Source organism: Corallococcus sp. AB045 (assembly GCF_003668895.1).
GTDB classification, from domain to species: domain Bacteria; phylum Myxococcota; class Myxococcia; order Myxococcales; family Myxococcaceae; genus Corallococcus; species Corallococcus coralloides.
Genome location: NZ_RAWN01000283.1, coordinates 1 through 9,394, shown reverse-complemented (window position 1 = coordinate 9,394; position 9,394 = coordinate 1). Strand labels below are relative to the sequence as shown.

At 70.7% G+C, this 9,394-nt stretch carries 5 protein-coding genes; 3 read left to right on the top strand and 2 right to left on the bottom strand.

All coding sequences use genetic code 11. From position 1 onward, the window contains the following. The first annotated feature begins 22 nt into the window (after positions 1 to 22). The 3 genes from D7Y21_RS38035 to D7Y21_RS38025 all read left to right on the top strand — a co-directional run bounded on the left by D7Y21_RS38035 (position 23) and on the right by D7Y21_RS38025 (position 7,657). Positions 23 to 4,831, top strand: a complete 4,809-nt coding sequence (locus D7Y21_RS38035) for a DNA topoisomerase 3 (RefSeq protein WP_199735571.1) — start codon at positions 23 to 25, stop codon at positions 4,829 to 4,831. A gap of 296 nt (positions 4,832 to 5,127) precedes the next feature. Next, entirely contained in the window at positions 5,128 to 6,522 is a 1,395-nt protein-coding gene (locus tag D7Y21_RS38030; RefSeq protein WP_120562504.1) for an MBL fold metallo-hydrolase, read from the top strand. 319 nt (positions 6,523 to 6,841) lie between these two features. Beyond that, on the top strand, positions 6,842 to 7,657 hold the full coding sequence (locus D7Y21_RS38025; RefSeq protein ID WP_120562503.1) for a matrixin family metalloprotease: 816 nt from the start codon (positions 6,842 to 6,844) through the stop codon (positions 7,655 to 7,657). A gap of 83 nt (positions 7,658 to 7,740) precedes the next feature. On the opposite strand, the gene D7Y21_RS38020 is transcribed toward D7Y21_RS38025, so the two are convergent. Both D7Y21_RS38020 and D7Y21_RS38015 read right to left on the bottom strand, forming a co-directional pair. Beyond that, complete coding sequence (locus D7Y21_RS38020; RefSeq protein ID WP_120562502.1) at positions 7,741 to 8,118, bottom strand: DUF5335 family protein; 378 nt, start codon at positions 8,116 to 8,118, stop codon at positions 7,741 to 7,743. Between the two features lie 129 nt (positions 8,119 to 8,247). Next, positions 8,248 to 9,394 (bottom strand): AAA family ATPase (locus tag D7Y21_RS38015; RefSeq protein ID WP_121718315.1); only part of this gene is annotated, 1,147 nt, incomplete at its 5' end.

Sequence of the window (9,394 nt, the reverse complement as noted above, 5' to 3'; positions counted from 1 at the left end):
GAGACAGGGGAGGGGACAGGTCATGAGGTGGGATGAGATGGGCGAGTCGCCCGGATGGGACAGGTCGGTGTCGCGGGACGCGAGCGTGGACGGTGGGACGGCTCGCGGTGGGCGGGGCTCCGTCCTCGCGGTGGTGGCGGAGAAGCCCTCCGTGGCGCGCGACATCGCCCGGGTGCTCGGTGCCACCGAGCGCGGCGAGGGCTTCCTGCGCGGCAACGGCTACGTCGTGACGTGGGCCATTGGCCACCTGGTGGGCCTGGCCCAGCCGCATGAGATTCACCCCGAGTGGAAGAAGTGGCACCGCTCGCAGCTGCCCATGCTGCCGGGGGACTGGCCGCTGGTGGTGTCGTCCAACACGAAGGACCAGTTCGAGGTCGTCCGCCGCGTGATGAACGCGCCGGAGGTGTCCGCGGTGGTGTGCGCCACGGACGCCGGCCGCGAGGGCGAGCTCATCTTCCGGTACATCTACGACGCCGCCGCGTGCCGCAAGCCGGTACAGCGGCTGTGGGTGTCGTCGCTCACCGAGCGCGCCATCCGCGATGGCTTCCAGCACCTCAAGGACGGCAAGGCCTACGCGCCGCTGGCCGCCGCCGCCATGGGGCGCAGCCGCGCGGACTGGCTCGTGGGCATGAACCTGTCGCGCCTCTACACGCTGGCGAGCGGCACCTACGGCAACATGCTGTCCGTGGGACGCGTGCAGACGCCCACGCTGGCCATGGTGGTGGAGCGCGAGCTGGCCATCCGCGACTTCGTGCCCCGGGACTACCTGGAGGTCGTGGCCACCTTCTCGCCTCGCGGCAAGGGCGCGCCCGTGGGGGCTCGCTATCAGGGCACGTGGTTCCGCTCGGGGCCGGACGGCAAGCCGGTGATTCCGCCCGGCTACGAGTCCGTGCGCGAGGCGCGCCGGCTGGACGCGGACGGCGTGGAGGCGGGCCGTGTCATCGACCGCGTGCGCAGCGGCAACGCGGTGGTGGAGTCGCTGGACGCGGAGACGAAGCGGATGCCGCCGCCGCTGCTCTACGACCTCACGGAGCTCCAGCGCCACGCGAACCGGCTCTACGGCTTCAGCGCGCAGCGCACGTTGGAGGTCGCGCAGGCGCTCTATGAGAAGCACAAGCTGCTGAGCTACCCGCGCACCGCGAGCCGGCACCTGTCGGAGACGGTGGCGGACACGCTGCCGGAGGTGGTGCGCGCCATCGCCTCGCCCTACCAGGAGGACCTGGCGCCGGGCACGGGCGAGCGCCCGCTGGGCAAGCGCTACGTGGATGACTCGAAGGTGACGGACCACCACGCCATCATCCCCACGCCCATGCCGGCGTCCGGCGTGCGGCTGTCTCCGGACGAGCAGCGCCTCTATGACCTGGTGTGCCGGCGGCTGCTCCAGGCGTGGCACGAGGACCACGTCTGGAAGGTGACCACGGTCATCACCGCGGTGACGTCCAAGGGGGACGCGGGGCCGGTGGTGGACCGCTTCCACAGCGCGGGCACGCAGGTGGAGAAGGTGGGCTGGAAGGTCCTGGACGTAGGGGGCGGGCAGAAGGCGCCGCGCCTCAAGCCGGAGGGCAAGAAGGGCGCGGACAAGGACAAGGAGGAGGAGCCGGACGACGAGCCGCAGGACCTGCCTCCGGGGCTCGCGCGCGGACAGGCGCAGACGGTGGAGGACGTGGAGGCGGTGAAGAAGCGCACGCGCCCGCCGCCGCGCTTCACGGAGGCGACGCTCCTGACGGCGATGGAGTCCGCGGGGCGCACGCTGGATGAGAAGGAGCTGGTGGACGCGATGCGCGACACGGGGCTGGGCACGCCCGCCACACGCGCCGCGACCATCGAGCTGCTGCTCGAGCGCGAGTACCTGACCCGCGAGGGCAAGCGCCTGGTGGCCACGGAGAAGGGCATCCACCTCATCGGGGTGGTGCACCCGGATGTGAAGTCCCCCGTGATGACGGGGCAGTGGGAAGCGTGGCTCCAGCGCATCGAGCGCGGTCAGGGCGCGCTGGATTCGTTCATGAGTGGCATCGAGGCGTATGTGCGGGAGGTCGTGGGCCAGGCGCCCACGTCGCTGCCTCCCACGCCTGCGCAGACTGGACCTGCGCCCGCGAGCGGACGCTTCGAAACCAGCCGGCCGCACCCCGCGCAGGGCCCCACGGAGGAACTCTTCCGGACCCGTGAGGCCGCGACCGCCACCGTCCAGAGCGCGGCCCGTGCCAACACCGCGCGCAATGAAGTCGGAGCCTCCGCGCTCGGTGGCGCCGGAGCCCACCTCGGTGGTGCTCATCACGCGGCGGGGACTTCCGCACACACAGGACCCTCACGGCCAGCGACGGGCGCTCCGGCTCACGGCTTCCACGGTGACGCGGGGGGCTGGACGGGTGCAGCCACCGGGAGCACCGCCCGGGCCGCGTCGCCACACGTGCAGGAGCGCCCTCCCACGATTCCCTCCGCGGAGGTGCGCACCGCCTTCGTGCAGGCCTCCTCCGAGGGCTTCGGCCGGGCCAAACGCCAGCCTCAAACCGTGAACATGGGCAGCACCCGGCCAGAGCGCGTGCACCGCGCGCCCACGCCTCCGGACAAGCTGCGCGGCCTCCTCAAGGAGGCCTTCGGCTTCAACGAATTCCGCCCGTACCAGGAAGAGGTCTGCCGCGCGGCCACGTCCGGCGAGGACCTGCTGCTGGTGATGCCCACGGGCGCGGGCAAGTCGCTCTGCTACCAGCTGCCGGGCCTGGCTCGCGCGGGCACCACCGTCGTCGTCAGCCCGCTCATCGCGCTGATGGAGGACCAGGTGCTGAGGCTCCAGTCGCTGGGCTTCGCCGCGGACCGCATCCACTCCGGCCGCGACCGGGCCACCTCCCGGCAGGTCTGCGCCGAGTACCTCGAAGGCCGCCTGGACTTCCTCTTCATCGCCCCGGAACGCCTGGGCGTCCCCGGCTTCGTGGAGCTCCTGGCCCGCCGCACGCCCTCGCTCATCGCCATCGACGAGGCGCACTGCATCTCGCAGTGGGGCCACGACTTCCGTCCGGACTACCGGCTGCTGGGCTCGCGCCTGCCGCTGTTGCGTCCCGCCCCCGTGGTCGCGCTCACCGCCACCGCCACGCCGGACGTGCAGAAGGACATCGTCCAGCAACTGGGCCTGCGCGGCTCACGCGGCGGCGCCGCGCACACCTTCATCCACGGCTTCCGCCGCACCAACATCGCCATCGAGGTGCGCGAGCTCAACCCGGGCGCCCGCGGCGACGCCATCCTGTCCCTGCTCAGGAACCCGGAGCACCGGCCCGCCATCGTCTACGCGTCCACGCGCAAGCACGCGGAGCAGTACGCGGACCTGCTCGCGCACGACTTCCACTCCGCGCCGTACCACGCGGGCCTCCAGCCGTCGGAGCGCGACCGCATCCAGGCCGCCTTCCTCAAGGGCCACCTGGAGGTCATCGTCGCCACGACGGCGTTCGGCATGGGCATCGACAAGCCGGACGTGCGCACCGTCATCCACGCGGCGCTGCCGGCCAGCCTGGAGGGCTACTACCAGGAGCTGGGCCGCGCGGGCCGTGACGGCAAGGACTCGCGCGCGGTGCTGCTCCACGCCTTCGTGGACCGGCGCACCCATGAGTTCTTCCACCGCCGCGACTACCCGGACCCCTCACTCCTGGAGCGCATCTACCAGGCCACCTCCAACGAGTTCGAGCCCAAGGCCTCCATCCAGGCCCGCGTGCGCGGCGACCCGGAGATCTTCGACAAGGCCCTGGAACAGCTGTGGATCCACGGCGGCGTGGAGATGACCCCGGACGAGGACGTGCGGCGCGGCCGTGCGGGCTGGGCCGTGGCGTACATCGCGCAGCGCGAGCGCAAGCAGCTCCACCTGGAACAGATGGGCCGGTACGCGGAGGCGCATGACTGCCGCATGCGCCACCTGGTCGCGCACTTCGGCGACGTGCAGGACTCCGGCGCCGCCTGCGGCCTGTGCGACGTCTGCGCCCCCGAGTCCTGCGAGGTGGTCCGCTTCGAGGAGCCCTCCGCCCTGGAGGCCCACGCGCTGGGCCGCATCCTGGAGGCCCTCCACGCCCGCGACGGCCAGGCCACCGGGCGGCTCCACCGGGAGCTCTTCGGGGAGCAGCTCCACCGCCGCGACTTCGAACGGCTGGTGGGCGGACTGGTGCGCTCGGGGCTGGTGCGCCTGGACTCGGACTCCTTCGACAAGGACGGCCAGGTCATCCTCTTCCAGCGGCTGTCCCTCACGGACACCGGCCGCCGCGCCCGCGTCATCGCCCCCGGACAGGTGGTGCTCCCCCAGGCGCGCGAGGTGCCCTCCAAGAAGCGCAAGGGCCGCACGGCGGCCTCCGGCACCACGAAGCGCACGACTCGCAAGCGCGCCGCCTCCAGCGCGGCGGCCTCGCCCCGGGGACGTGGCAAGGGTCGCCGGGGCGCCTCGGAGTCCTGGGCCCCGCGCGGCGCCTCCAACGACGCGGACTTCAGCCAGGAGTCCTTCCCCGCCGAGCCCCCTCCGGCCCGCGGCTGGAAGGCGCGCGCCACGCCGGAGTCGTCACCGGGCCTGGGGGGCCTGGGGCCCCGCGCCTCCTGGAACGCGTCCCGCAACGCGCCTCCAGACTTCGACCCGCCCCCCGCGTCCCCTGCCCTGGTGGCGACCCTCAAGGAGTGGCGCCTCACCGAGGCCCGCAAGCGCAAGGTGCCCGCCTTCCGCATCCTCACCGACCGCGTGCTGGACGCCATCGCCAGCGCCCGGCCCTCTAGCGGCGCGGAGCTGATGTCCATCCACGGCGTGGGCCCCACGCTCGCGGAGCGCTACGGCCCGCAGATACTCTCGCTCGTGTCCCGCCGGCGCTGACGGCAGGCGCGGATCCGCGTGTCCGCCGGTGGACAGGGGCGCGTGGAACAGCCCCGCCAGGGCCGCGGCGTGCCCCCGGATGCGATGCCGGGGGGCAGCGTGGATCCGCCGCGGGGCGTGCCGTCCGCCGCGAACCGCCTGACAAGGGAAGGCCCTTTCCTGGGCCGCAGGCGCGGAGGGCTACCGGCCAGGCGTGAAGCTTGTTTCCCAAGCTTGTAGGCAAAAGTCCGGGTGCCACCTTCTCGTTCACACGCGCAATGAATGGGAGCGGCGTGAGGGGTTCAAGGGGGCGCGCAATGGAGCTGGGTTTCGAGACGATTGGCAACGCCACACTCATCTGTCACGACAACGGGCCGGTGCTGGTGACCGACCCCTGGACGGACGGGGACGCATACTTCGGCAGCTGGACGCTGTCCCACGAGGTTCCGGACGAGCAGCGCCAGTCCATCCTGGACTGCCCCTACGTGTGGCTGTCGCACGGCCACCCGGACCACCTGAGCATGGCCTCGCTGGAGAAGCTGCGCGAGCGCACCCTGCTGGTCCCCAACCACGTGGGCGGCCGCATCCGCGACGACCTGCTCGAGGCGGGCTTCAAGGTCCAGGTGCTCCAGGACCGCGAGTGGACGCGCCTGTCCCCGCGCATCCGTGTGCTGTGCATCCCAGACGTGAACCAGGACGCGGTGCTGCTGGTGGAGGTGGGCGGCCGGCTCATCGTCAACCTCAACGACGCCGGTGACCGCGGCCAGGGCCGCTTCGTGCGCCGGGTCATCAAGGAGTACGGCGAGACGTACCTGCTGGCCCTGTCCGGCTACGGCGACGCGGACATGATGAACTTCTTCACCGAGGACGGGCGGCGCATCCTCCCGTACGCGGCGGCGAAGACGCCCGTGGGACAAACGATTGCGCGCATGGCGGAGACGTACGGCGTCCGCTACTTCGTCCCCTTCAGCTCCATGCACAAGTACCAGCGCGCCGACAGCGTCTGGTGCTCCGAGTACACCACCACGCTGCCGGATTACGCGCGGGGCTTCGCCTCCAACTCCTGCGAGATGCTCCCGGCCTTCTTGCGCCACGACTTCACCAACGACTCCTCCGTCTCCATCAACCCGAAGGAGCGCACCATCCGGCCGCTGGACCCCAAGGACTTCGGGGACGACTGGAGCGAGCGCCTGGAAGCGGACGAGGTGAAGCAGCTGGAGCAGTACTTCCGCGCCGTGGAGCACCTGGGCACGGTGATGGACTTCCTCCGCTTCCGCGTGGGCGGCCAGGAGCACGTCATCGAATTCACCAAGCGCCGCTTCCACAAGGGCATCACCTTCGAGGCGCCCCGCGGCTCGCTGATGACCGCCGTGAAGTACCAGGTGTTCGACGACCTGCTCATCGGCAACTTCATGAAGACCACCGTGCACGGCGGCTTCGGCAAGGGCAGCCTCTACCCGGACTTCAGCCCCTTCGTGGCCAAGTACGCGGACAACGGCAAGGCCCGCACGGAGGCGCAGCTGCGCAACTACTTCAACGAGTACCGGAGCCGCGACATGGTGGGCTACCTGCGCCACCAACTGGATGCCCACTGCGTGCGCCCCCTCCAGATTCAGTCCGCGGAGCTGCTGCGCGCCCTGCTGCCCCCGGGCTCCAACACCTTCCGCATGGCCAAGGAGACCTACTGGAAGATGCGCCGCGCCATCCTCTAGGGATTCCAGGAAAACCACGGGCAGGCCTGACCGAAATCAGGACACCTTGCTGTCTCCTTCTCAGACAGCAAGAGCTGCCCAGGAAAACCTGAGTCTTTCACAGGGCTTGGCTTTGTAAACGTCACGTGAAGTGACGGTTGACGTGGGGAGGGCTGGAGCGGGAGCGCTCCAGCTATCCCCGCGTTTCCTGTTTTTCTCCTGGGGAGAGCCGTTGGCCCGGCAGTTGCTCAATGGCCCGGCGCGCGGCGGACCGCGACTGGCGGGAAGGCCAGGGGGTGGTGGCCGCGCATCCCTCGAAGCACACAGGAAGAGTCTCCCAATGCTCAAGTTCCGCTCTGTTGCGATGCTGGCCGGCGCCTCGCTGATGCTCGGTGCGTGCGGTGGCCCCGAGTCCGCGCAGGAGTCCGAGGTCAAGCCCACGTGGGAGGAGTTCAAGGCCCAGGCGTACCGTGAGCCGTGGGAGGGCGGGAAGTTCATCGTCAACGGTGACGAGGCCCTGGACTCCGAGGAGGAGCTGCAGGCCTACTTCCACAACGTCGTCGAGGCGCAGCTGGGCAAGTCGCAGGACGGTCTCGCCGTCTATTACATCGGCGGCGACATCAAGTGGAGCGCCACCCAGAAGCTGAACCTCACCTACTGCATCAGCAACAACTTCGGCACGAACAAGACGAAGATGGTGAACGCGATGGCGAGCGCGACGGCGGCCTGGCAGGCCACGGCGAACGTCAAGTTCGTCTACCTGTCCCAGTACGACGCGTCCTGCACCGCGTCCCAGGCGGGCGTGCTGTTCGACATCCGTCCGGTGTCGGGCCAGTCCTACGTGGCGCGCGCGTTCTTCCCGAACTCCAGCCGCTCCGGCCGCAACGTGCTGGTGGACAGCAGCGCCTTCGGCAACCTGTCGCCCTGGACGCTGACGGGCATCCTGCGCCACGAGCTGGGTCACACGCTGGGCTTCCGTCACGAGCACACCCGCTCCACGGCGAGCGGCTGCTACGAGGACAGCCAGTGGCGCGCGCTGACCTCCACCTACGACCGCTCCTCCGTCATGCACTACCCGCAGTGCAACGGCACCCAGACGGGCGACCTCGTGCTGACGACCCTGGACAAGCAGGGCGCCCGCGCGCTGTACCCGTGATTCAAGCGTCACGCTTGTGAGGGGGCAGGGGCCGGTGGGAGCGTCTTCGCGACGCGCCCGTCGGCCCCGTGCCGTTTCGGGCGCTAGAAGCGGGCGGAGACCTCCTCGGCCTCCGTGGGGCGCTCGAAGAAGACGAGCGTCTTGCCGCCGCGCTCGCCAATCTCCAGGCACTCCAGCGCGCCCGACTCTCCGTCCAGCTCCGCGTAGAGGTGGTCCGGTTCGAGGATGCGGTGGGTGATGCGCCCGTCCTCGCGGCCCACGATGATCTGCACCGCGCCCGCGTCGCTGCCCTTCCGCTCCAGGGAGATGTCCACCAGGGGCAGGCGGTCGGCGAGCGGTTGGTCGCCGGTCTCCGCGTCAATGGACTCCACGCGCACCCACTGGGTGGCGTCCTGCTTGCTGATGCCGGCGAGGTAGCTCGCCCACTGATCCCGGGGGATTTCCTGGTTGATGTGTGCCATGGGCCGCCTCCGCGCCGCTGTCGTGTGCCTCAACCGTAAGGCGTCTGACTCGCGGGTGAAGGACGGGCCCGGCTGAACGACGCTTCGGGGACCCCGCGGACCGGGCCCCGGCATGTCGGCTGCTTCCGCTCAGCCGCGCACGGCGTGCACGGCGTCGTCCTTGAGCACCAGGCGCACGGTGGCGGCCTTGCCATGGCCGAAGTGCTCGTAGGCGGCCTGCTCCAGCACGGGGGCCAGGGCGGTGCGCAGACCGCGGGCGCCCGTCTCGCGCTTGAGGGCGCGGGCGACAATCCACTCGCGCACGGCGGGGTCCACCGTGAGCTCCAGGCCCTCGTGGGCGAACTCACGCTCCCAGGTGCGCAGCACGGTGTCCTGGAGGATGTCCCCCAGCGTGGCCGCGTCCAGCGGGTCGAAGGACACCAGCCGGTTGAAGCGGCCAATCAGCTCCGGGATGAAGCCGTAGCGGGAGAACGCGGTGGTGTTCTCCAGGTGCTCCTCCGTGATGCGCGTGGCGATGGACTCCAGGTCCTTCTGGCCGCCCTTGCCGGGCTCGCGCCCGAAGCCCATGCGCTCCACGTGGGCCATGGTCGCCGCCGTGCCGCGAAAGCCGCTGAAGGCGCCGCAGGCGATGAAGGTGATGCAGCCCATGTCCAGGGATTCGGAGCGGATCCGGCTGGTGAAGCCGAAGTCCGGCGGGAACGTGGCCTGCGCCGCGGAGAGCAGGTGCAAGAGGCTGCGCTGCACGCCGAAGCCGCTCACGTCCTTGGTGGTCTGCTGGCCGGAGAAGCGGCTGTCGGAGCGGCTGGTGGCGAGCTTGTCGAACTCATCCATGCAGATGACGCCGCAGGCGGCCCACGCCACGTCGCGCTCCGCGGCTTCATAGAGGCGGGACAGCAGGGTGCTGACGTCGTCACCCACGTAGCCCGTTTCGGAGAACTGGGTGGCGTCCGCGAGCACGGTGGGCACGCCGAGAATCTCCCGGAACATCAGCTCCACGAGGAACGTCTTGCCGGAGCCGGTGGGGCCCAGGAAGAGGGCGTTCTCGCGGGTGCCGGGCTCGGGCTCCAGCCCCTCCAGGTACAGCCGGCGGATGCGGCGCAGGTGGCGGTAGGCGAGCACGGAGGCGGCGCGGCGGGCCTCGGGCTGGCCCCGGTAGCCCAGGTCGCCCAGGCGCGCGTCGATCTCCTGGGGCGACAGCACCTCCAGCGCGGCCACGCGCTCCTGGATGGGCGGGCCTTCGGGGAAGGCGGAGGGGTCGACGCCGGAACGGGGGGAC